This is a genomic window from Psychrobacter sp. AOP3-A1-26 (assembly GCF_052378235.1).
In the GTDB taxonomy this organism is placed as follows: domain Bacteria; phylum Pseudomonadota; class Gammaproteobacteria; order Pseudomonadales; family Moraxellaceae; genus Psychrobacter.
Window position 1 is genome coordinate 51902 of the sequence record NZ_JBQSXN010000002.1, and the last position, 24930, is coordinate 76831.

Consider the following 24930-nt stretch of genomic DNA (forward strand, 5'->3'; position numbering starts at 1 on the left):
TCTTTTAACTTTATTTTATTTTATGCTATTAACATTTTGACGGACGACACCTTATGTCTGAACTTCATTTATTGAGTACCCAGCAGCTTATTACAGGCTTGCAAGACCAACAATTTAGCAGCGCGGAATTAACCGAACACTACATCAAGCGTATCAACGCGCTAGACAGCAAAGTTAACAGCTTTATCACTCACACTTCTGAGACGGCATTAGCACAAGCACAAGCGGCAGACGAGATGCGCGCGCAAGGCGATAAACGCCCATTACTTGGTGTCCCCATGGCGCACAAAGATATTTTTTGTACCCAAGGTGTGTTGACGACTTGTGGCTCCAAAATGCTGCACAATTTTGTCTCACCCTATAACGCTACTATCGTCTCTAACATCGAAAAAGCGGGCATGATTAGTCTTGGTAAACTCAATATGGATGAGTTTGCGATGGGTTCAGACAATAGCAGCTCTTACTATGGCACGGTACAGAACCCTTGGAATCTAGAACGCGTCCCCGGTGGCTCATCAGGTGGTAGTGCAGCAGCCGTCGCTGCAGGGTTCATACCAGTTGCAACGGGTAGTGATACAGGTGGCTCTATTCGTCAACCTGCCTCATTTTGTGGCTTAACCGGCATTAAGCCAACTTATGGTCGCGTCTCTCGCTTTGGTATGATTGCTTATGCGTCAAGCCTTGACCAGGCTGGCAGTATGGGCCGTAGCGCCAAAGACTGCGCTTATCTGTTGCAGCCAATGATCGGTCATGACCCACGTGATGCAACCTCTATCAACCATGATATGCCTGATTATGTACAAGACCTAAACGATGCAGAAGCGGCGGCTGGCGATAAGCCATTTGCTGGCTTACGTATTGGTGTTGCCAAAGAGTACTTTAGCATTGGGCTTGATGCTGAGGTAGAACAAGCCGTACGTGCTGCTTTGAAAAAATACGAAGAGCTTGGTGCGACGATTGTAGAAGTCAATATCACCGACCCTGAGATTACCCTTGCCACTTACTATATGTTGGCACCAGCAGAAGCCTCTTCGAACCTATCTCGCTTCGATGGCGTGCGTTTTGGCTATCGCTGTGAAGACCCAAAAGACTTAATCGACTTGTACACCCGCTCACGCTCTGAAGGCTTTGGCCCTGAAGTACAGCGCCGTATCTTGACAGGTACTTATGCGCTATCTGCGGGTTACTTCGATGCCTATTATACCAAAGCACAAAAAATACGCCGCTTAATCATTAAAGACTTCGAGGAAGCCTTTGCCAATTGTGATGTGATTGCTAGTCCAACGGCACCAACAGCTGCTTATAAGCTGAGTGAGAATCTTGACCCCGCGACTATGTATTTGGGTGACGTTTATACCATCGCGGTTAACTTAGCAGGTCTACCTGCGCTCAGTCAGCCTGTTGGTTTAACATCAGAAGGTCTACCTATTGGCTTGCAATTAATTGGTCAATATTGGCAAGAAAGCAAGCTATTATCGACCGCGCACCTATTTCAGCAACAGACAGATCACCACTTGCAACACTCTACCATCGCGAAGGAGACGGTATAATGAACACAGCAACTACTACTGATAACAATGCCGTCCGCCAGCACGCTGTTCGTAAAGAGCTGTTCGTCGATGGTTATGAAGTGGTCATCGGTATCGAGATTCACTGCCAGCTTAATACAGAAAGTAAAATATTCTCCAGCGCACCGACTGACTTTGGACACGAGCCAAACAGCCAAGCCAGTATCGTTGACTTGGGTTTGCCTGGCGTGTTGCCAGTGCTGAATAGTGGCGTGGTAGAGCGTGCGCTAAAGTTCGGTATCGGCGTCAATGCCGAACTGGGTTTATTCAATACCTTTGATCGTAAAAACTACTTCTATCCTGATTTGCCTAAAGGCTATCAAATTACCCAGATGGCCAACCCTATCGTAGGCGAAGGCTATATCGATGTCGTGGTCAATGAAGGTGAGAAAAACGAATACCCCAAACGTATGGGTATCACCCGCGCGCATTTAGAAGAAGACGCTGGTAAATCGGTTCATGATGCTGTCGATGGTATGACTGGCGTGGATTTGAACCGTGCTGGTACGCCGCTAATCGAAATCGTCTCCGAGCCTGATATGCGCTCCGCTCATGAAGCACTTGCTTACATCAAGGCTATTCATCAGCTGGTTACTTGGCTCGGCATCTCAGATGCGGTGATGGCAGAAGGGTCATTCCGCTGTGATTGTAACGTCTCTGTACGTGAGCCTGGAAGCGAGCTGGGTACACGTACTGAGCTAAAAAACCTCAACTCATTCCGCTTTATCGAACGCGCCATCAATCGCGAAATCGAGCGTCAAATCGATATCATCGAGGACGGTGGTAAAGTCATCCAAGCAACCATGCTTTATGATCCTGATAAAGACGAAACTCGTGTTATGCGTACTAAAGAAGACGCCAACGACTATCGCTACTTCCCTGACCCTGACTTGCTGCCAGTGCGTATCGAGCAGCATACGGTTGATGAGATTAAAGCGGCGATGCCTGAGCTACCGGTTGCTCGCCGCGCTCGTTTTGAAGAGGAGCTGGGTCTATCAGAATACGACGCCCGTATCTTGACCGGTAGCCGTCAGCTTGCCGATTATTTTAAAGATGTGGTTGCAGAAGTTGGGCAAGCAGATGCTAAAATGGCTGGTAATTGGGTCATGGGCGACCTACTTGGTGCGCTGAATAAAGACGATACCGATATCGTTGACTCGCCTATCAGTGCCAAGCAACTGGCTGGCATGCTAGCGCGAATTAAAGATGATACCCTGTCTGGGAAGTTAGCCAAAAAAGTCTTTAGCGCGCTATATGAGCGCGAAGGCGGCGATGCTGATAACGCGGCAGATAAAATCATCGAAGAAAAAGGACTGAAACAAGAAACCGATACTGGCGCGATTAAAGCTATCGTTGAAGAAGTCATCGCTAATAATCAAACGATGGTCGATGAGTATCGCGGCGGTAAAGAAAAAGCCTTTAACGGTCTAGTCGGACAAGTGATGAAAGCCAGTCGCGGTAGTGCCAACCCTCAGCAAGTCAACCAAATCCTAAAAGAGCTATTGGGTTAAGGTCAATTGCTGATTGGTTATGCTGACTATTATAGGTAAAATACTATTGTAGATTTTGGCTATAATAAATAGCCCTTGCAATATACATAATTTTGCGTAAAATAGTCAGTCATTCGGGGCGTAGCGCAGTCTGGTAGCGCACTACACTGGGGGTGTAGTGGTCGCAGGTTCAAATCCTGCCGTTCCGACCAAACATAGTAGTAATACAGAAAAGCCAATCATTGTTTTCAATGGTTGGCTTTTTTTTGGATTGATTATTTCTAATATTATCTAGATTAAGATTGCCTATAGACTTTTACCACACAAGCCGCTAGGGTAAATGACTTATACTTTACTCTATTACTTTATGCTGGTTCACCTATGTCCGAGCCTATTGCGCAACCCCTCTCTACTCACCTTATAGATGCCGCACCTTGGGAAGCTTACCAGCGACCTTATGTGCGTGATTTGGCGTATGTGCTTGCCTGCCCTAACGTCTTGACCAAATGGCTGGACTTCGTGCCGCATCAAAATACGCATGAGGTTGAGGTACATAGCGCCATATTTTGGCAAATGCAGTTTGAGGCATATCAGCAGCGTTTAAAAGAGCTGGATAGCACCAATGACTATCAGGAGCTGACCCGCTATTTACTAAAGCGCCCTAGCCCTAATCGCTTGGGTTTTCATTTTGAAGGCTTATTGTCATTTTGGTTAGAGGATGGCTTTGCGCGCAATTTACATCCATACGAGACGCTTGCTAATAATGTGCAGTTATATAATGGTAAACAGACGACCGGCGAGCTTGATTTGATTTTGTATAATCATCAAGAGAAACTTGTCGAACACTGGGAGCTGGCGATTAAGTTTTTTATGGGGTCAGCGCCATTTGCTCCTGAAAATTGGGTTGGGATTAATTCTAATGATAATTTACAGCGTAAAATGACCCACATGCAAACTAAGCAATTTCGTACGGTTTGGGTGGATACTGAAAAGCATGGACAAGTCAAAATTGATAAGCGTTATGGCGTGATAAAAGGACGTTTCTTTTTACCGATAAATACCAAGGAGTTTGGTCACTTGGATTATCCTGATTGGCTAGCGCCAAGCTTTCCCATGCACGAATGGTGTGATAAAGATGACCAGCTTAATCTTGCTACGATTGATATGACCATCTTGCGATCCGCCCATTATATTGAATGGTTTAGTAAACGTGATTTTTACGATGGATGTCAACCGTCTTTTACCTACGATGAAAATGGCACACTAAAAACAGGACTGTACTTTGCAGGCGATAGACCAATAGTCATTTATCCTACCCAGCACGATCCAGTAGATGATAAATATCAGTAACCCTTATCACTCTAGATCAGAATCGCGCTTCTTCATTGATATATATTTACTAAACTACCAAGCATAACGTCCATATAGACTAATTTCACTGCGTTTGGCTTTTTCTGAATCAAGACTATCGGTTAGTAATTTGATGCCAACGTAGCGACTGTCTAGCGCCAAACCCAATGCCTGCGTCTGCGGTTCTATTAGACCAGTAATCGTAATAGGAAGTTTATCATGAGTCGTTTGATAGCCTGCTGATAGCTGATACAAGTCCTGAATCTCATTTACTTGACCATGTATCCCAAGCTGCCATTGACTGTCTAATTGATGCTGGATACTACCTTCGACGCGCCACGGCAATGTTTGAGTGACATCATCAGTACTTAACTGCCCTTCTATCGTATATAGAGGTCGACCATTGACATCATAATCCAACGCATATCGCGTGCTTGGCATATCTTTCCAATGCATACGCCCGAGAATATCGTAGCCGCGAAGAGATAATTGTGTGCTATCAGATAACTGACCTATGAGCTGCAAATCGAGTGAATAGCCATATCCCGAAGGTTTCGCAGGATTCCAGTTTAGATTTTCCTCTCCTAGCGCCGGTTGATCATAGTAATAGTCAATATACGCATTGGTTTTATCTAAACTGTCTCGAATATCTGTGACCTTATTATCTGGTAATGCTCTAGTGCTCACATCGCCGATTACCTTACCTTCTAACGCATGTAAGCCCTGCCAAACGTTGGCACGAGTCGTCAATTGCCAGTTAGGCATAAGCTGCTGCGTCAAGCCAATATTGGCACCGAACCTTTCATTATGCTTGGCCTCTAAAAATAAAGGGTACGTCTGGCTGGTACTTGAAGGCTGTTCATTTTCATATTGCCAATAAACTTCCGCAGTTTCCTCACTAAAAGTCATCAAATAATCATAACGCCACCCTAATCCATAGCTAATAGCGCTGCCAGCAGGACGAATCGCAAGTGATGTTCTTCCTTGAGCATAAGCATGATCACCCGAGTCCAGCGGTGCATTCCAATCATCCAAAAATGCCGCGATAGGCTGCGTCGGACTATGAGCCGTAGCCATTACAGACCAATCTATCTGAGCATCTGATTGTTTGGGCTGACTGTCTAGCAAGCCTATTGTTTGAGTGTTTAGATCAAATCTTTTCTCAGCAATATTAGCAGTCTGATTATCTTGAGCGATAGCAGCTGTGGATACTGCTATCGCAACCACAGTTGATATAGTAATCAGCGTAAGCTGACAAAAACGCGAGACTAAAATATTAGATAAAACAGGGTAACAAGATAAATGACAGCAAGACATAAGTTTCTCATGTTTATTAGAGGGCATAAAAAAGAGACAGTATGAGCTGTCTCTTTTCTTATTTTGCTATAGCTCAATCGCTACTAACAACGTTTGAGAGTTAATATGAGACAAGGCTCGATTATAGGATTATCAAACTATCATCAATAAACTTGGCTGTGATTTTGCCATCATTATCCATCAAATCGCCATAGTCTTTGTCATTAACCATGATATCACCCAGCTTGCCGGCAGTGTCTTTAATGAAGTCACCATCGGCATCAACATTTAATTTGATCGACGCTTTGTTTTGCTCAACTAAAAACTGTGTGCTGACCACATCGTAATTACTGTCTAAGGTGGACTTACCTGTGACAAATAAGCTTTTACCTTCTACACTGGCTTTGAGACCTTCTAACTCAATGACGTTACGAGCAGTACGTTTAAGATTGGCTTGAAAATCAAGTGGAATAGTCGTTGCGCCCTTTTTGGTCACATTACCTTTGATAGCCAACACTATTTCCATACCTACGTATTTATTCGCCGTTTCTTCAATATTACCTGCATCAGTCACTATCAAGAAGTTTTTAATGTCAGCATCATTGGCATTAGCGTTAAGTGTAATTTCTACATTGGTCGCAGGCTTTTTCTTAGTCATATTGCCGGTTATAGCAAGTTTGTAAGGGATGGTTCTTACCACTAAGCTATTATCTGCCAGCTTTTTACTGATATCTAACGCAGCAAATTCAAAGTTTTTTGCTTCGATAACACTATCGTTAGCAGTTAGCTTTAGATTGCCTAACTTTATTACCGCTTTTTCTAAAGTGATGCCCGCTCTGTTTACATCATTAAGGTCAAACTCGTCATCGACCACGATTTTATCACTAAACTGACCACTAACAGTGAAGCCTTTAGTTGAGCTAAGAGTCACAAGATCAGAGCCAGACCCTATTTTTAGACTCTTAAATCCAATACCGCCATTGAAACTAGCACTATTCGTATTAGAGCTTAATGCATTTTCAAAACCTTCATAGACAGTCTTGAAAGTATCTTGATTAACAAGCGTTTCTTTATATGTACCAGTACTTGGGTTATATATATAATCGTATTCTTTAACGACTACCTTAGTGGCACCTGAAAGCTGAAACTGCCCATCAGCATTCAATGTCGCTAAAAAACCACTCTCTGGCGTCAATGCTAATTCACCTAAAATATTATTGAATTCTTGATCATTAGCCAAAGCAACAATATCAGCCGCTTTTAATTGTGATAAATCATTTTCTTGCATGTAATAATAAAGGCTGTTTGGCACATCAAAAGTATAACTAAGTCGCGCTTCTTGCTTCTCCGTAAGAATATCACTCGCGCCTTTATATACATTGGTCACGGCTAAATTATCACTAACGAATAGCTTAGCGGTACGAATCATCTCTTTAGCTTGATCAATCTCAGACAAATTATTATCTACAGGTGGCTTAACGGGTACATCTGGCGTCGTTGTCCCATTGCCAGCTGACACATTATTGTCGTTATCATCACCACAACCTACTAATACTAATGTACTGGCTAGCGCTAATGCCGTTAATTTAAACATTTTCATAAAATAATCCTTTATCCTGTAGTGATATTTTTAGAATAGAAATTAATCGACTTATTCATATTCGTAATATTTAGTTGCCTAAAAGTCTGTTTAGGAATAAGAAAACTTAAGTCTACTTATTAATAACGAATCATACATTTATTAGCAAATTTAGTCTATAAGGTAAATAATTATTATGGATATGTTACTTAAATATTAAGTATGTATTTTATACTCTGTTAAATGACAATTATTTTATGATGAGTGATGCACCTGTTACATTAATAACTCTCAATCACCTGCATCAGCTCGTACCTAAGCATATCAGCACTGGGCATACGCTCGGCGTGAAAACGCACGATAGCAATGCCAGCACTAGCAAGCGCCTTATCTTTTTTATCATCAGCTTTTTGCCGTGCTTTGCTGCTATGCGTCCAATCATCCAGCTCGATGGCAACCAGTGTCGTCTGAGCATCGATATCAACAATCACATAATCGACGCTTTGGCGACAAATACGATTAAACCAAAAACTACGTTCGGAGGTTTCATTACTATTGGCTTCGATGATTCGTGACAGCTGGACTTGGACAAAGATATGATATTCAGGCAAGGCGTTCTTTAACTTATTAAAAAATATTACTTCAGTATCGGTCATGATTGGCATGGGCGCGAATGGCCAAATGGCCAATTCATCACCGCGTACAGGCTTTGGATCAGGCTCAATGCTTTGAGGTTTGGACAACAGTTTTGGTAAGGTAATTAGCCCTAAAAAGCCAACCGCCAGTATTAAAAATATAACGCCAAATGGCATGGTTTTACCTTATACATGATTAAAGCAGACGATTGTGGTTGATGAATGATTCAAATCATCACGCATATCCGACCGCTGCAAGGCAGCCTTTATAGGCTGACAGGTTATACAGAGAGAAACAGAAAAAATAAACGGCGCTCATCGTAGCTAAGCTGATAGCAATCGGCAAACACTAAAACAAAAAACACGACAGTAGGTGTCGTGTTTTAATATGAATGGTAGTAAGCAATGAGAATCTAAGCCAACTTGGTTCAAGTAATAATGTTTGGTTGAAGATTATTACCTGAAAACAAACTAAACAATACCTAGCGCCAGTATAAAACCCAAGCACCGGTAGTATTGACCTTAGGATCACTATTAATCTTGTCTTTTAATGCCAAAGCCGCTACTTTCCCACGCTCAGGCCCCACTATGACACGGACACCGCGACTGGTGCGACTGGTCTTCACTTGATAGCCAGCTTCCTGAAATGTCTTTGCCATCTCGTCGGCTTTGGTCTGATTATTCGCCAATGCTACTTGCACCCCAAAGCTACCTTTGGCATCAGTCTCTTTCACCTCTTTACGAGCTTCACTGAGTTTTTGTTGGGCATCGCGCTTGGCATCAGCCGTTTTCTTAGCCAATGCTTCTTCTTTTTGACGCTTGTCTTCACGCGCTTTTTCGGCAGCTGCCGCTTCACGCTCTAGACGTTGTACTTGCTTACGAGATGGGATGGTTATGTTTTGACCCAGCTGTAGTGATGCCTTTGGTGAGATATTATTAGCCTGTGCCAACACCTCTACCGGCATATTGTATTGTCTAGCCAGCTTAATCAGCCCGTCGCCTCTTTTGACTTGATAATCAGAAGGTGATTTTGGTGGCTCTTTTTTAGCTGCTTCTTCGGCCTTTCTCTTTTTCTCAGCCAAAGCTTGGGCTTCAGCCTGTTTTTTCGCAGCGGCTTGTTTTTTAGCCTCAGCCTGCCTTTTTGCTTCCGCCTCTTTTTTACTCTCCGCTAGCTTTTTAGCGGCCGCTTGTTCTTCAACAGCAGCTTGGCGCTGGGCTTCCTGTTGTGCCTCGGCCGCTTTTTTCTGCTCGCTAGCATTCGAGTCAGTGTCAGTCTCAGCAGTCGTCGTTGCTGTATTATCACTTGTAGGTTTTGTGGTTGGTGTTTCAAGTGTGTCTTTTTTCTCTTCGCTGTCTTTATCCTTAGTAGCGGGCTTACTGCTTGCCAAATACTGCTGACTTTCAGCACGTGCTTTTGCCAATGCCTGTGCTTCAGCGGCTTCTTGTTCGGTTAAAAACTGCTTAGCACGCTTTTCTTGTTCGGCAACACGCGCGGCACGCTCTTTTTGTTTTTGGGCCAAGATACGTTTTTCAGTTTCGATATCAGTCGTGAGTGGCTGAGACACTTTTTGCTCAGTACTTGGTTTATCGACCATAACTGACGTTGGCTGTGATTTATTACTATCCCCAATTTGTTGCACCATGGCGTATAGCATCACACTACCGCCGATAATCATCCCAATGCCCAATAAGGCTTGTCTCGAAAAGTTCATCCGTTTACGTCTCTTAGTTGGTAATAAGGTTGATTGAGCGGCGCAGCCATTGTCTCAAAACTCTAATATAGATAGCGTTGCTAAACAAACATTGCCGCCAGTTACGTTCATCGATTTTCAAATCGTATGCAGAGCTTCTAATATCAGCGCTCTAAATCATCTTGATTATAAAGCATATTTTTCATGCTGTCTGCCATCACGCAATTACTAAGATTAACATTAAACTGTTGCTGTTTTAACCTAAATTATCACATTCTTAATGCCGCTAGCGCCTCACCAATGGTATGAAACGAGCCGCATACCACAATTAAGTCTTGCGGCTGACTAGCCTTGATAACCGCTTGGGTCGCCTCTGGTAAATGTTCAAACGTATGTATTTGAGCACCATCGACATAAGTTACTAATATATCTTGCAGCTGCTCAGTACTGGCTGCGCGTGGATAGTCAATTTCAGCAATGAACCAATCACTAATGGGTAACCCTGCGGCGGTCAAACGTTGGACGACTTTATTAATATCTTTGTCGCCCAGCATGGAAAACAGCATTTTAATACTGGCAGGTTTATTGTTAGCTTGGTTGTTGTTTTGATTTGGGGCATCAGTGGTGTTTTGCTTGGTTAAATGCTGCTGCCAAAGTGGTAATAATTGTGCCAATAAGAACTCAACGCCTTGCTCGTTATGCGCCACATCAAACAACCAATGACGATTATGCATCTCGCGATAATCAAATCGTCCAGCGAGCTTAGTGGTTTGCAAAGCTTGCTCGATAGCATTGGTATCAACGTTTAACGGACTTGCGAGTACCGCTGATAACGCATTGGCAGTATTGGTTAACGATAATGCTGGTCGTGGCAGCTGCATAGTGACAGCGGCATTACTATATTGCCAAGTAGTTGCATTCATTTCACGGTAACTAAAATCCACACCCACTTGATAACAAGTCGCCTGATGGGAATCGATAGCCTGTTGTACGCTAGATGGCATTTCAGTAGCGCCATAAACCACGGTAATATCATCACGTAAAATACCTGCTTTTTCGGCACCAATAGCTTCGACATTATCACCCAACCAATCGACATGATCGATAGCTATATTGGTAATCACTGCCGTATCAGGATCAATAATATTGACCACATCCAAGCGACCGCCCAAACCAACTTCTAATACCCAAACATCACAATCCGCTTCCGCAAATATCAGTAATGCAGCTAGCGTCGTCATCTCAAAAAACGATAACGTTAAATCACATTTTAGACGCGCTGCTTCTACTTTGTTAAAGGCGTTAATTAAGGTTGCATCACTGACCATTTCGCCATTAATACGCACGCGCTCATTAAAAACACTTAAATGCGGTGATTGATATAAAGCCGTTTTATAACCTGCTGCTTGACACATTTGGGCGATAACAGCCGTCGTCGAGCCTTTACCATTGGTGCCCGCCACAGTAAATACATAGGCGTCGTCTTTCGCTGACTTTACTACGCCTAACGCCTCAGCCACTGGCAGTACTCTAGACAACCCCATATCTATCGCCGAGACATGAATCTGCTGCATATAATCAAGCCATTCTGTCAAGTTAGAGTGCTCAGTGGGAGTATTAGGGTTGGCAAGTAAAGAGTCAGACATGGGTAGAACCTATATTAGAATATTCGAATAGAAAGCAGACGTTTAAAAAATAAGACAGTATAGTCAGTGAAACGTAAAATCGATACATCACGTACTGCAGGTACCGTTTTTTCTTGCTTGCTGTGCCTACGCAGACAGAGGCTACAAAAAAACTATACCCGCAGTATCGTAGCGTTTTTAAAGTATTTTAACTATATACAACTGCCTGACCAAAAAGCAAAAATAGCATTTACCGTGATTGACGATAAATGCTATTCGTTAGTTTTGCATAATTGGTAGATATTAGCACGCTGTTAAAGCGTTATATAGCTAATAAGAGACCGATTAATCTTTGATTACATCTCTCAATTACCAATTTTAAGCATCGACATTAGGTACATGGCATAGTTTTGCTAACAAACGATAAATAGTATCGATTAGCTGATGACGGTGTACCACTTCATCAACCACGCCATGTTCTAATAAGAACTCAGCACGCTGGAATGGTTCTTCTAACGTCTCACGCACCGTTTGTTCAATCACCCGCTTGCCAGCAAAGCCAATCATCGCTTTTGGCTCTGCTAAATGAATATCACCGAGCATGGCAAGCGATGCGGTGACACCGCCATATACAGGATTGGTCAGCACCACGATATAGGGTATACCCGCGATTCTTAAACGTTCAATCGCCGCGCCAGTTCTTGCCATTTGCATCAATGACAATAAGCCTTCTTGCATACGCGCACCGCCAGAGGCTGCAAAGCATACCAAAGGTACTTTATCTTCCAGCGCTTTTTCAGCAGCTTGGACAAAACGGTCGCCAACCACCGACCCCATAGAGCCACCCATAAAGCGGAAGTCAAAGGCACAAGCCACCACATCAAGATTGTGCAATTTACCATACATCACAATCAGCGCCTCAGACTCACCTGTTTTCTCTTGGGCTTCTGTCATACGCTGTGGATACGGCTTACTGTCCACAAATTTTAACGGGTCTTTGGCAACAAACTCTTGCCCAAGCTCGCCATCTACTTGCTCAAGCAGCCAGTTCAAACGCTCACGAGCGCTCATTGGTAAATGATGGTCACAATGTGGGCAAACATAGCAGTTAAAAATCAGCGCGGTATTGGTAATCATCGAATGACAGTTGCTACATTTCGTTGACGGCTCGGTTTCTACTGCCGTCAGAGGTGCCGTCAACTGCTGTTTAATACCCGGTATCGGGCGATTAAACCACGACTGCCCAGCCGTATTGCCACTTTGCTGAGCGCTCGTAGCACCATCGTTATTCGTATCTGGTTTTGTTATCGTATCAGTCATATTATTCGCCATTATCTAAGGCTTATCGACAAGTTGGCTTAGTTACCTGTCCCTAAGAAGTCCGTTTATAAAAATCAATTTAAAAGTCACATACCCTTATAACATCATCAGTTATAAAGAGCGGTTATGCGTAACTGTAACAATTTATATGTGATGTTAGTTTACACACGTAAACTAACTTTAGCAAAGCCATTTACCCATGTCTTTATAAACATTGTTATAAATACGGTACTAAATATTGTGACGATAACTTGCCGATTTATTTGGGCGGGCGATTATAAACTATCAAGTGCGCCACGTAACTCATCCATTTTTGCCATAATTTTTTGCTGCGCATTAGCCACTGCCGTAGTATCACTGGCATCGATATCAGCAAAGTTTTGTACCAAGGCACTACCAACAATAATACCATCAGCATGGGCACCAATCGCTTTGGCTGATGCCGCATCACGAATGCCAAAGCCGACACATACTGGCAAGTCTGTCTCTGCTTTAATGGCTTGTACCTGGGTAGCGACATCGTCGGTATCCAACGTTGCCGAACCGGTGACGCCTTTAAGCGACACATAATAAATATAACCACCGCAATGGGTCAATACTTGCTCACGGCGCTCAGGCAAAGTGGTTGGCGATAATAAGAAAATCTCATTCATCGCATGGTCAGTTAAATGTTGGGTAAAGCTACCTGCTTCGGCTGGCGGCAAATCAACCATCAAAATACCATCGACGCCTGATTGCTCGCATAAAGCGACAAAGTTATCATAACCAATAATCTCAACGGGATTGAGATAACCCATAAGAATGATAGGTGTTTCTTTATCTTGCTGACGGAACTCTGCGACCATCTTTAGTGCATCACGTGTACTGGTGCCTGCAGCTAGCGCTCGCTCGCCTGCCAGCGCAACAGTTGGACCGTCTGCCATTGGGTCAGAAAACGGTAAGCCAACTTCTATCATATCTGCGCCGTGCTTGACTAAATCATGCAGCAAACCAACGAAGTTACTAGGGTTAGGATCGCCTGCCATGACATAAGGAATCAGGGCTTTTTTATTTTGTGCTTTTAGCGTTTCAAAAGTGCTTTCAATACGGGTCATAGTGGTCTCTTAATTTAATTTACAGTTAATCTTTTATTATTGAGTCGCGTAACACACATATTCTCTCTACTAATAACCTAATAACCTTGCCAGTCGATATCTAACTGTTCGGTACGGTTATAGAGTATATGAGTTAATAATAACGCTACTTGTATTCTATGAATCTGATAATGATTGTCTGAATTATCGTTTAAAACATAACTTCCAAGCGTTGACTTTAATAGTATAAATTCTGATAAGCCATCCCCATCAAGTGAGTCAGGAATAATATTATCCTCGAACCTTTCACTGGTATTAGGCTTGTAGAGTACTGAAATACCACTATCATCTTTTTCAATGTTATAAACAATTTCATCTATATTATCAAAACAAATCACTCTCTCTTTACGGTGACTATTTGAGAGGACTCTTAATTCATCAGAGGTAATAGACAGGATAGGTTCTAAATGCCAATCAATATTTTTTGCCATATATTTACTAGGTAAGTTTTGGCCTTTTTCTTTACGAAATGCTAAGTAATGAGAAAATATGTGCCATAACATGAACATACTACATATAACAAAAATGGACTTAACCTTTAATAGATCATTACTACCTAAGAACCTCTCTGCTAGATACAAAAGAAAGCCGATCACTACCGAGAGCAAAGCTAGTTGCATACTATCAACAAACTTTTCACTTTGAAAAAACTTTAGTTCTTTCTTAGGCAGTAGCGTATTAATGCTCAAGGGCAGGCTAAGTGTTAGCTTATCTGGAAAACTATCGAGCTCAAATAAATTATGACTCACCGTACCCTCAATATTAGATAACTCTCAAGTTAATAATGGAACTAAAGTAGATTAGAATGATAGGAACTCTAAAATCGTAGTAATTTACAACTCAATCCCTTCCGCCTTCATCACCGAGTGCAAATCTTTATCGCCGCGACCTGACATATTAACGATAATGGTCTGATCTGGGGTCATTGTCTTAGCCAGCTTCAATGCATAAGCAACGGCATGAGCAGATTCGAGTGCAGGGATGATGCCCTCTTTACGCGTCACTTCATGAAAACCTTCTAATGACTCTTTATCGGTACAGCCAACATATTCGACACGTTTCATATCTTTTAAGAAGCTGTGCTCAGGACCGACACCAGGGTAATCAAGACCAGCTGAAATAGAATGCGTCTCTTGAATTTGTCCTTCATCGTCTGCCATTAGATAGGTACGGTTACCGTGTAAGACACCGATACGACCAGCGGCTAATGGCGCTGAATGGCGACCTGTTTCAATGCCGTCACCGGTTGCTTCAACGCCATACATTTTGACCTCAGTATCATTTAAGAAATCAAAGAATAAGCCAATAGCGTTCGAGCCACCGCCGACACAAGCGACCAAGGCATCTGGTAATTTACCGGTTTTTTCTAAATGCTGAATACGTGCTTCTTTACCGATAATCGCTTGGAAATCACGCACTAGTAGCGGATAAGGATGCGGGCCAGCAACGGTGCCAATAATATAATAGGTGGTATCGACATTGGTCACCCAATCACGCATCGCTTCGTTCATCGCGTCTTTAAGCGTACGCGAACCCGATGTGACAGGTACGACAGTTGCACCAAGTAAGCGCATACGATAGACGTTCATCTTTTGGCGTTCGACATCGTCAGCACCCATATAAACGATACACTCAAGTCCCAAACGTGCGGCAATGGTTGCAGTCGCTACGCCATGCTGTCCTGCGCCAGTCTCGGCGATGATGCGTTTTTTACCGCACATTTTAGCCAGTAAGGCTTGGCCGATGGTGTTATTCACTTTATGGGCGCCAGTATGGTTTAAATCTTCACGTTTAAAGTAAATTTGCGCGCCACCAATTTCATCACTGAGACGCTTGGCATGATAAAGCGGGGTTGGCCGACCGACATAATTGACCAAATCGTTGTGATACTCCTCCCAAAATTCTGGATCCGCTTTGACCTTGGTATATAGCGCTTCTAGCTCTTCAAGCGCAGCCATCAAGGTTTCAGAAACAAAACGTCCACCGTGCACACCGAAATGTCCACGAGCATCGGGATACTGGTTAAAATCTTGGACGTCTTCTGGATTGGTAAAGCTGTTGATCGCTTTTGCAGCGTCAGTTAAATCTTTATTAGCGACATGACTCATGGTAATTCCTACTATAATAAGTGGTATTTTTTAGAATAAATAAGGGGATAAAATTATGGGTATAACAATTAATAGATACAGCAATACAGGGATAGCAATAAATATAAGGGTTAAGCAGAATATCGGAATAACGACCAAATAATATCTGAATATAGCAAATAGCTTAGAGGGCGTCAGTGACCGTCTCGTTTTGCCATCGGTCACGTTTTACAGCCTTCATAAAAGCGCGCATTTTTTCCGCATCTTTTTTACCTTTCTCAAGCTCAATCCCGCCACTGACATCGACGGCATAAACAGACAGCTCTAATGTAGCAGCGACATTATCGGCATCAAGTCCACCCGCTAAAATAATCGGTAGCGAGCTGTCTTGCGGTAATAGACTCCAATCAAAACGCGCACCTGTGCCGCCATATTTATGGGGATGGTAAGCATCCAACAAGATACTGTTCGCTCCGGCGGCAGCAAACTCATTAATCTGGGCACTGACACTAGCAGCAGTATGCTGTTCAGTATTAATACGCAACGCTTTTATCCAGCGTTTATTGACCGCACTTGCCAACTGCTGGCATTGTTCAGGCGTTTCATCACCGTGGAATTGAATGATATCAAAAGACACACGGTTTGCGAGCTCTATCAGCTCTGCTCGTGACATATTCACTACTAAAGCCACCACACTTATAAATGCCGGCAAAGAAGCGCTTAGCAATTGCGCCTGCTCGATGGTGACAGCGCGCGGACTGGGAGGGTAAAACACTAAGCCAACCGCATCGACGCCCAACTGGGCAGCAGTTTTAATATCACTAGGCTGGGTAAACCCGCAAAACTTAACGTGCATGATATGACCTTAGATATGATACTTAATATGAAATGGTTAAATTAATGATATGGTTATATCGGCTTTGCTAAACTGAGTGAGACCAAGTGCTAATTGCCAAAGCTAAACATTCTATATGATGATAATTTGTTAATGGAACAGCAAATCAATTGCTTCCAAAAACTTATCCTAGCATACTTTTATTCATAGTTTTGTTTATGATTGCGATTGATTAATATAGGGACTTATGAATGTCTAAAACCACGTCGACAGCGATTAATAATACCAACAGCCATAATAAAAATACCAGCGCAAGTCCACCGCATTATCTGATGTGGTTTCGCCGTGACTTGAGGCTACATGATAATACCGCATTGGCGGCACTGTGCGAGCGCGCAAATGATAATAATGCTTTGGTAAGTGCTGTTTTCTTTCTCACTCCCAAGCAATGGCAAGCCCATGACATGTCGTCGACCCAGCTTGATCATATCGCGCGTACGCTACCTATCCTAGCGAAATCTCTGCAAAAACAATTAAATATCACCTTGAGTGTACAGGTCTGCGAGCGTTTTGCTGATTGCGTGGAGTCGCTAAGCGCATTATGTACCGCAAATAATATCAGCTGCGTAATGGCCAATCATGAGTATGAAGGCAATGAGATTGCACGAGACGACGAACTAACCAAACAACTTGCCAAATCTGATATCGAATTTATCCGCTGGCACGACCAATGTATCTTGCCGCCGCAAACCATCACTACCAATGATGACAGCATGTATCAAGTATTTACGCCTTTTTATAACAAATGGCGTCATACCTTGGATGTTGGCAGCATTCAAATACATCACGCCCCAGTAGTAAATAAGGATCATAAAGCTAATATAAAATTAACAACAGCCAGCGCAAACACTATCAAAGAAATAGAAAGTATCAGTAACATAGTAGTCAATGACTATCAGAAACCACTACAGAATAATAAAGCCTACCAGCATATTGATAGGGACGCTCAGCTGAATCACGCACGAGAAACGTATCCTGCTGGCGAAGTAGCTGTTTGTCACCGATTAGACCAGTTTATCGCTGAAGATATCAATAACTATGATATCAGTCGTGATGTACCAAGCTTGCAGGCGACCAGTCAGTTATCTGCTTATCTTACTATTGGGTCGATTAGTCCCAGACTTTGCTATTTACAAGCCACCAAAGCGTTGGAAAAATCACATAGCAATGATAGCGGCACCCTTAATAATTCTGATAGCGTTAATAACAATGACATCAACCGCTGGATAAGTGAGCTGGCTTGGCGAGACTTTTATCGTCATGTGCTAGTGAATAAACCTGAGCTGATTCGCCATCAAGCCTATAAACATGAAACCGACGCCAAAATTGATTGGTCATATAATCAGGATGACTTTGAGGCGTGGTGTACAGGTAAAACAGGCGTGCCATTAGTCGATGCGGCAATGCGCTGTCTCAATGCCACAGGCTTTATGCACAATCGCTTACGCATGGTCACAGCGATGTTTTTGACCAAGGATTTATTGATTGATTGGCGCTTAGGTGAGCGTTACTTTATGCAGCAGCTGATAGACGGTGACTTTGCCTCAAATAATGGTGGCTGGCAATGGAGCGCATCAACAGGTACCGATGCTGCGCCCTACTTCCGTATTATGAACCCCTTTAGCCAAGCCAAAAGCCATGATCCTGATGGCGAATTTATTAAAACCTGGCTACCGGAATTAAAAGAGGTTCCTAGCAAAATACTGCACTCAGAAGAGAAACTGCGTAAAGCACTTATTGAAAACAATAAGTCCAACAATGATCTATTTGGTAAGCTCAACTACCCTGTCCCTATAGTCGAGCATAAGGTCGCACGGCAATTGGCAATTGCTGAATTTAAAAAGTAAGCACTAAAAAAGGCTTTATACGATTGGATTCGATATAAAGCCTATTGTATAAATACTCATCAGAGTTATGAGTTTGTGGTTGGCATCTGGCACGCGCCAGCACCTTGAGTGGTTACGGTAACCACCGCACCAGTTAATGAAAATAGTTGTTGCAACTGAGTTTGTGCATTTTGTAATGCCATATTCATTACATCGCCACGACATGCACGCTCAAGCACTTCTTTTTTGGCCATGCTTTGGGCTTGTTGTAATATCTTTGGATCAACTTGCATCATACCAAAAGCACCCGTTTGCCAATCATAAATCTCGATATCATCTAGATAAACCGAAAATATTTCTGATGGCGGTAAAGTAATATTGATTTTCGGCATAATAGAAATGGGATTATTAGCATCAGCAGGCGCAGCATTGTCTACATCAGACTCGGTAGGTTGTACCACTTGCACCATATCAGGCGTCAATGCACTCAAATCGATACCCGCCTCCACGCGCCCACGGGCGATAAACAACCCTTTTTGCTCGTCTTGCCACAGCTTCATCCAGCTCCCTGGGCGCTGGCTCGTTATAACAGTATCCACGCTAAAAGCGACCGTTTCTAAACGATTTAACTTCTGAATTTGCATCACCACACCCTCACGAGTGATGGTTTCTACCGGCTCATCTTTGGTACCATTCTGCACACTATAAATCGCAAAGACGATAGCTGCTAGACCGATAAGCAATACCACCCAAGACATCATGGCCACAGGTTTTTTGGCTTGCTGGCGATTAACTGAGTTATCACTCATCGGAGGGCGGTTATTAGGGTTAGCCATGTAAACTACCTTATTGTTTTATTATTAGCATAAAATGCGTAATTCCTAAGTACTTAATGATATTTCTTTACAGCAATTTCAAGTAGTTACTACCATTTATCCACACACCTGTTTGCACAAAGCTCCCTCTACATCCTAAGTTAACAAACGCGCTATTAGCTTACATCAGCTTTTTTATTAAAGTCTTCTTAGAACAATCTGAATAAGTATTTACAGTGATATTGATGGGTTTTAAGCGCCTTTAGACTGAAAAAACAAAAAGTCATTGCGTCTTAGAGCAACTTTACCTAACATAGACAGATTGTATTGATAAAAGGTCAGTATAGATATATTTATCAGGCACTTTGCCCTGACACTTATCTATTTAACCGCTCGATATATTGATAAGTCAATCGAAAACCCTTCCCTTGTTAGAGAACGGTTTTGTTTATCTGCTTTTTATAAGCACTTTAGTTGATAAGTAGTTTAGTTGCTAGGATATCTCCTAGGTTAATGCGAAGTAATAAAGGTAAGCTTGCGGCGGCAATGAAACGATTAGCCATACGCTCAACATCCTACTATTTCTTATTTTTTTATCGTTGATAAGGTTACGCTTTATTTATGAAAGCCAGTCAATTTTTATTTGCCACCCTAAAAGAAACCCCAAGTGATGCCGATATCGCCTCAAGCCAATTGATGGTGCGCGCCGGTCTTATTCGTAAAATCGCTTCTGGGTTATATATTTGGCTGCCCATGGGGCTACGTATTTTACAAAAGGTTGAGCGCATCGTTCGCGAAGAGATGCAAAACGTCGGTGCCCAAGAAGTGCTCATGCCGATGACTCAGCCTGCCGAGCTTTGGCAGATCACTGGGCGTTTTGACGACTATGGCCCTGAGCTATTACGTTTCAAAGACCGTCATGACCGTGATTTTGTACTGGGTCCCACCCACGAAGAAGTCATCACTAACCTCGCCCAAGGTGAGCTACGTAGCTACAAACAGCTACCGATTACTTTCTTTCAGATTCAAAATAAATTCCGCGATGAGATTCGTCCACGTTTTGGGGTGATGCGTGCGCGTGAATTCACCATGAAAGATGCCTATTCTTTCCATGTTGACCAAGCGTCTTTGGCCAAGACTTACCATGATATGTATGACGCCTATACCCGCATCTTTACCCGTTTGGGTTTAGATTTCCGCGCGGTACAAGCAGATACTGGTTCTATTGGTGGATTTGCCTCGCACGAGTTCCATGTACTAGCAGATAGTGGTGAAGACGATATCGCCTTCTCTGATTCTTCTGATTATGCTGCCAACGTTGAGCTTGCTGAATCAGTGAGCATCGCTGAACGTCAGTCACCAAAAATGGAGCGTGAGGACGTCTTAACCGAAGGTATGACCAGTTGCAAAATGGTTGCTGAGCATTTAGACATACCACTTGCGACGACGGTTAAAACGCTAATCGTCCACGGTCATACAGAAGACGAAAAGCCTCAATTGATTGCCGTTGTCCTACGTGGTGACCATCAGCTAAACACCATCAAAGCCGAAAAAATCGAAGAGGCCAATGTGCCTCTGACATTGGCCTCTGATGAAGAGCTAAAAGCTGCTGGTTTGCATAAAGGTTATATCGGTGTTGATTTAGACATGCCTGTTTTCGTTGACCGCTCGGCAGCCACCTTGTCCGACTTTGTGACGGGTGCTAATGAAGTCAATAAACATACCATTGGCATGAACTGGGCACGTGATACCCGTATCACACGTATCGTCGATGTGCGTAACGTGCAAGAAGGCGACCCATCTCCCGATGGTAAAGGCAGCTTAAAAATCAAACGCGGTATCGAAGTCGGTCATATCTTCCAACTGGGTGATAAATACTCGCAAGCTATGAACTGTAAAGTTTCGGGTGAAGATGGCAAACCAGTTACCTTGATGATGGGCTGTTATGGTATTGGCATTAGCCGTATTATCGCTGCTGCTATCGAGCAGAACAACGATGAAAATGGCGTTATGTGGCCAATTACACCCAATGTTGATGACTCTATCGCACCATTTGAAATGGCTATCATACCGATGAAGTCTAAAGAAGACACGGTTATGGAGACGGCAACAGCCCTGTATGAAGAGTTAAAGGCTCAAGGTGTTAATGTGCTACTTGATGACCGTAACGAGCGTCCAGGCGTCAAGTTTGCTGACCTTGAATTGATTGGTATTCCGCATCGTATCGTGGTTTCTGACCGCAACCTTGCTGAAGACAAGTACGAATACGTCAATCGCCGTGAAGTAGAAAAACAAATGCTTAGCCGTGCAGAAGTATTGGCCAAAGTAAGTAAGAAGTAATTCTACTCGTAAATTTTGTATAATAAAAAGCGCCTATTTCATTTAATGAGATAGGCGCTTTTTTATGACTGACGAAATAATACCATTCACAAAAATTAGAGTAGCAAGGAAAATGAGTGCAAGTACTACGTACTGTAGACTAAACGAGTTTGACACAGCTAATCTTACTTTTTAGGTTTGGTATAAATATTTATCTACTGACGAATCAAACGGCTTGGCTCTGGTAACAAGCTTATATCACTCACACGGCAAGGGTTAATATCGATACCACCACGGCGCGTATACCAAGCCCGAACCATCAGTTTACTTGGCTGATAATACTGACTCAAATCAGAAAATATCTGCTCGACGCATTGCTCATGAAAGCCATTATGCTGACGGAAGCTTAATATATAACGCAGCATACTCGCTTCATCGATAACCTTGTTACTGGTAATCGACACTGCCAATGTGCCCCAATCTGGTTGATTGGTCACCGGACAATTACTACGTAGCAAGTTAGAGTAGAAAGTATAGGGCTGCTGTTGGTTAGTACTATTCGCCTTAATGCTATTCAATAATGACGCATCGGGGTGCTCACATAACGCGACCTTCTCACTGCTGTTTGCAAGCGCATCGTCAATACAAATACCATCAGGCTGAGCAATCAACAATCCTGACACCTTATCATGCAAGTCGTCATCTAAGCCAAACAACTCAACTGTTACTTCTGCTTGGACACAGGCCGATAAATCTTTAGCAATCAGCGTTTGCACGACTTCCCAGCTATCAAATTCGGTAAAGTTAATACTATTTAAATACAGTTTGAGCGATTTTGACTCAACGATAAAAGGCGAACTGGCTGGAATCCCAAAGCGTGCAATAGCAACCTGCGAGATGCCTTGCTGATTTAACCATGACAGCTCAAAGGCATGCCACCAGTCGACACCGATCTCTAACTTATCATCTTGCCAGCCAATGACATCGCGCCCCATACTACGGGCAATTGGATATAAGGTTTCTGGGCTATATTCAGTTGGATAATCGGTGGTTTGTTCGCCTAAAATACCGTGGATACTCATAAGTAATTCCTAATATTAAGATTGAATTTATAAACGAATACGCGAACCATCACTCAGTAAGCGATAGGCAATGGTATAAAATATGACACAGAACGCAAATATAGCTGCCATCGAATACCAAACATTGACATCAGAATAGCCGAGAATGCCATAACGGAACGAGTTGACCATATAAACAATAGGGTTCAATAACGAGATATTCTGCCAAAATGATGATAAGTTTTCCATCGAATAAAACACCCCACCAAGATAGGTTAAAGGCGTCAATACAAAGCTTGGAATGATAGAAATATCATCAAATGAGCGGGCAAATACGGCGTTGATAAAGCCACCAAGTGAGAATAGAACTGAGGTACCAATGACCGTAAATAAAGTAATGAATAAGTGCTCAATACCCAATTTAGTAAAAAACAGTGCCACGATAAAGACAATGACCCCAACTGCCAATCCTCGGAAAATACCGCCACTGATATAACCGGTCAAAATAGCATGTTTAGAGATTGGAGAAACCAGCAGCTCCTCAATGCTCGAGTGAAACTTAGCACTAAAGAAACTGGATACCACGTTAGAATAGCTATTAGTAATAATCGCCATCATAATCAGGCCAGGCACGATGAATTGCATATATGGCACACCGCCCATCTCTCCCACACGCGGGCCTATCATCTTACCAAAGATGACAAAATATAGGCTCATGGTAATGACTGGTGGCAGTAATGTCTGTGGCCAGATTCGTAGTATTCGGCGAATTTCTTTAATCAGCAGGGTGCGAAAAGCAATCCAGCGTTGTGCGAAGTTCATGCGTTATCTCTCCTAAGCATTCTGTGCGCCAGAGTCAAAGCCCTGCCTATTGCGCCCAGTGTTGCCTATATAGTTACTATATTTATCGTTAATAATATTTCAAAGCGCTTTTAGATATAAAAGTGAGTTATTTATAAAGAACAAAACCTATCAATATCTACTATGAAGACAAAGGTTCGTGTAGGCTTTTATCCACCAGACGCATAAACAGCTCTTCTAAGCGGTTGGCTTTGTTGCGCATACTGGCAACGGTGATACCTTGTTTAGATAGCTGCTCAAAGACACCGTTCAGTGATTCGCCTTCTGTCAGTGTCACTTCAAGCGTCAGATCATCTGGCTGTAGCGTATCGGTCACTCCCGCTAGGGTTATTTGATGGGTCAACGGGGTCGCCAAATCGAAAACAAAGGTTTCGACCAACAACTGCGCCAGTAAATCCTTCATTTCCGTATTAATACGGATTTCGCCATGATCCAAAATAGCGATACGTTTACAGAGCTGCTCAGCCTCTTCAAGATAATGCGTGGTTAGGATAATAGTGGTTTTTTCTTCAATATTAATCTGCTGCATGAACTCCCACATCGAGCGGCGCAGCTCAATATCAACCCCAGCGGTCGGTTCATCTAATATTAATAACCGAGGCTTGTGAATCAGAGCGCGCGCAATCATTAGTCGACGCTTCATACCGCCCGATAGCTCACGAGCTTTATTATCACGCTTGTCCCATAAGCCCAATGCTTTAAGCAATCTCTCTGCACGCGGTTTAGATTCCTTAGCCGCAATACCGAAATAGCCTGCTTGGGTGATAAGAATGTCTTCAACCTTTTCGAACTGATTAAAGTTAAACTCTTGCGGCACTATACCCAAAAACTGCTTCGCTTTTGAAGGTTCAGCCAACAAGTCCGTACCAAAGATATGCACACTACCCGCTGTCGGCTTAAATAGGGAGCTAATAATACCAATCATCGTTGATTTACCGGCACCATTTGGCCCAAGTAGCGCAAAAAATCCTCCTTGCGGCACCGTGAGGCTGACATCTTTTAATGCCGAAAACCCGTTACCATAGGTTTTAGATAAGTTCTGAATAGATAGCGCTGGCACCTCAGACATGAATACCTCTTTATTAATGATGAATCTACATAAAAATGTAGAAAGCAAATTTGGAAAAATTAATTCTTATAATGGTTGGTCTCGTGTCTTAATGTGAGGCTAGTGCTGAGAGATTTCAACGTCAGCATGCTATAAGTACGATATTAGTAATACCAATCATCAGCCACAAAAAAGCGTCTATCACATTTAATGAGATAGACGCTTTTTATCTTTCTAATCTAGAAGCAAGATAAGAGCCAATAAATATTTTATCGACTCTTAAGCTTTTGATACATGAACATACTAACCAATTACTATTTTAGATTAAATA

General features: G+C 42.8%; 19 protein-coding genes and 1 tRNA gene. 6 read left to right on the forward strand and 14 right to left on the reverse strand.

The window, feature by feature from the left end:
* Positions 1-53 precede the first annotated feature (53 nt).
* From gatA to ACT3TU_RS00865, 4 genes are all read left to right on the forward strand, one after another.
* Positions 54-1550 (forward strand): Asp-tRNA(Asn)/Glu-tRNA(Gln) amidotransferase subunit GatA, encoded by a 1497-nt coding sequence (gene gatA / locus ACT3TU_RS00850; RefSeq protein ID WP_192523455.1) that lies wholly within the window; start codon positions 54-56, stop codon positions 1548-1550.
* Positions 1550-3079, forward strand: coding sequence for an Asp-tRNA(Asn)/Glu-tRNA(Gln) amidotransferase subunit GatB (gene gatB / locus ACT3TU_RS00855; RefSeq protein ID WP_444783922.1), 1530 nt, complete (start codon positions 1550-1552; stop codon positions 3077-3079). Before gatA ends, gatB begins: the two co-directional genes overlap by 1 nt.
* A gap of 114 nt (positions 3080-3193) precedes the next feature.
* Positions 3194-3270, forward strand: a tRNA-Pro gene (locus ACT3TU_RS00860).
* A gap of 169 nt (positions 3271-3439) precedes the next feature.
* Positions 3440-4408 (forward strand): DUF1853 family protein, encoded by a 969-nt coding sequence (locus ACT3TU_RS00865; protein ID WP_444783923.1) that lies wholly within the window; start codon positions 3440-3442, stop codon positions 4406-4408.
* Between the two features lie 54 nt (positions 4409-4462).
* Here ACT3TU_RS00865 and ACT3TU_RS00870 read toward each other — a convergent pair whose 3' ends face one another.
* The 10 genes from ACT3TU_RS00870 to ACT3TU_RS00915 all read right to left on the reverse strand — a co-directional run bounded on the left by ACT3TU_RS00870 (position 4463) and on the right by ACT3TU_RS00915 (position 16630).
* Complete coding sequence (locus ACT3TU_RS00870) at positions 4463-5725, reverse strand: hypothetical protein (RefSeq protein ID WP_444783924.1); 1263 nt, start codon at positions 5723-5725, stop codon at positions 4463-4465.
* A gap of 121 nt (positions 5726-5846) precedes the next feature.
* The gene (locus ACT3TU_RS00875; protein WP_444783925.1) at positions 5847-7304 is read right to left on the reverse strand and encodes a hypothetical protein; all 1458 of its coding nucleotides are present in this window, start codon (positions 7302-7304) and stop codon (positions 5847-5849) included.
* A 260-nt stretch (positions 7305-7564) separates the two neighbouring features.
* On the reverse strand, positions 7565-8095 hold the full coding sequence (locus ACT3TU_RS00880; protein ID WP_444783926.1) for a DUF2726 domain-containing protein: 531 nt from the start codon (positions 8093-8095) through the stop codon (positions 7565-7567).
* Positions 8096-8400: 305 nt separating this feature from the next.
* Positions 8401-9630, reverse strand: coding sequence for an SPOR and LysM peptidoglycan-binding domain-containing protein (locus ACT3TU_RS00885; protein WP_444783927.1), 1230 nt, complete (start codon positions 9628-9630; stop codon positions 8401-8403).
* A gap of 248 nt (positions 9631-9878) precedes the next feature.
* Positions 9879-11255, reverse strand: coding sequence for a bifunctional tetrahydrofolate synthase/dihydrofolate synthase (gene folC / locus ACT3TU_RS00890; protein ID WP_192523448.1), 1377 nt, complete (start codon positions 11253-11255; stop codon positions 9879-9881).
* Between the two features lie 357 nt (positions 11256-11612).
* Positions 11613-12566 (reverse strand): acetyl-CoA carboxylase, carboxyltransferase subunit beta, encoded by a 954-nt coding sequence (gene accD, locus ACT3TU_RS00895; protein WP_444783928.1) that lies wholly within the window; start codon positions 12564-12566, stop codon positions 11613-11615.
* A gap of 263 nt (positions 12567-12829) precedes the next feature.
* Positions 12830-13648 (reverse strand): tryptophan synthase subunit alpha, encoded by an 819-nt coding sequence (gene trpA, locus ACT3TU_RS00900; RefSeq protein WP_444783929.1) that lies wholly within the window; start codon positions 13646-13648, stop codon positions 12830-12832.
* A gap of 77 nt (positions 13649-13725) precedes the next feature.
* Positions 13726-14436: a hypothetical protein gene (locus ACT3TU_RS00905; RefSeq protein ID WP_444783930.1), complete on the reverse strand. Its 711-nt coding sequence runs from the start codon at positions 14434-14436 to the stop codon at positions 13726-13728.
* A gap of 84 nt (positions 14437-14520) precedes the next feature.
* Positions 14521-15795 carry a tryptophan synthase subunit beta gene (trpB, locus tag ACT3TU_RS00910; protein WP_444783931.1) on the reverse strand — a complete coding sequence of 425 codons (1275 nt, stop codon included), beginning with the start codon at positions 15793-15795 and terminating at the stop codon, positions 14521-14523.
* Between the two features lie 163 nt (positions 15796-15958).
* Positions 15959-16630 (reverse strand): phosphoribosylanthranilate isomerase, encoded by a 672-nt coding sequence (locus ACT3TU_RS00915; protein WP_444783932.1) that lies wholly within the window; start codon positions 16628-16630, stop codon positions 15959-15961.
* Positions 16631-16860: 230 nt separating this feature from the next.
* On the opposite strand from ACT3TU_RS00915, the gene ACT3TU_RS00920 reads away from it, so the two are divergent.
* A complete protein-coding gene (locus tag ACT3TU_RS00920) occupies positions 16861-18516 on the forward strand; it encodes a cryptochrome/photolyase family protein (RefSeq protein ID WP_444783933.1) in 1656 nt (551 codons plus the stop codon).
* Positions 18517-18581: 65 nt separating this feature from the next.
* Here the strand turns inward: ACT3TU_RS00920 and ACT3TU_RS00925 are convergent, their stop codons facing one another.
* On the reverse strand, positions 18582-19331 hold the full coding sequence (locus ACT3TU_RS00925; RefSeq protein WP_444783934.1) for a DUF4230 domain-containing protein: 750 nt from the start codon (positions 19329-19331) through the stop codon (positions 18582-18584).
* A gap of 600 nt (positions 19332-19931) precedes the next feature.
* On the opposite strand from ACT3TU_RS00925, the gene ACT3TU_RS00930 reads away from it, so the two are divergent.
* Positions 19932-21650: a proline--tRNA ligase gene (locus tag ACT3TU_RS00930; RefSeq protein WP_444783935.1), complete on the forward strand. Its 1719-nt coding sequence runs from the start codon at positions 19932-19934 to the stop codon at positions 21648-21650.
* 194 nt (positions 21651-21844) lie between these two features.
* Here the strand turns inward: ACT3TU_RS00930 and queF are convergent, their stop codons facing one another.
* From queF to ACT3TU_RS00945, 3 genes are all read right to left on the reverse strand, one after another.
* Complete coding sequence (gene queF, locus ACT3TU_RS00935; protein WP_192522881.1) at positions 21845-22711, reverse strand: NADPH-dependent 7-cyano-7-deazaguanine reductase QueF; 867 nt, start codon at positions 22709-22711, stop codon at positions 21845-21847.
* 27 nt (positions 22712-22738) lie between these two features.
* Positions 22739-23512: an ABC transporter permease gene (locus ACT3TU_RS00940; RefSeq protein ID WP_192522882.1), complete on the reverse strand. Its 774-nt coding sequence runs from the start codon at positions 23510-23512 to the stop codon at positions 22739-22741.
* Positions 23513-23672: 160 nt separating this feature from the next.
* Positions 23673-24620, reverse strand: a complete 948-nt coding sequence (locus ACT3TU_RS00945; protein WP_192522883.1) for an ABC transporter ATP-binding protein — start codon at positions 24618-24620, stop codon at positions 23673-23675.
* Positions 24621-24930: the final 310 nt, after the last annotated feature.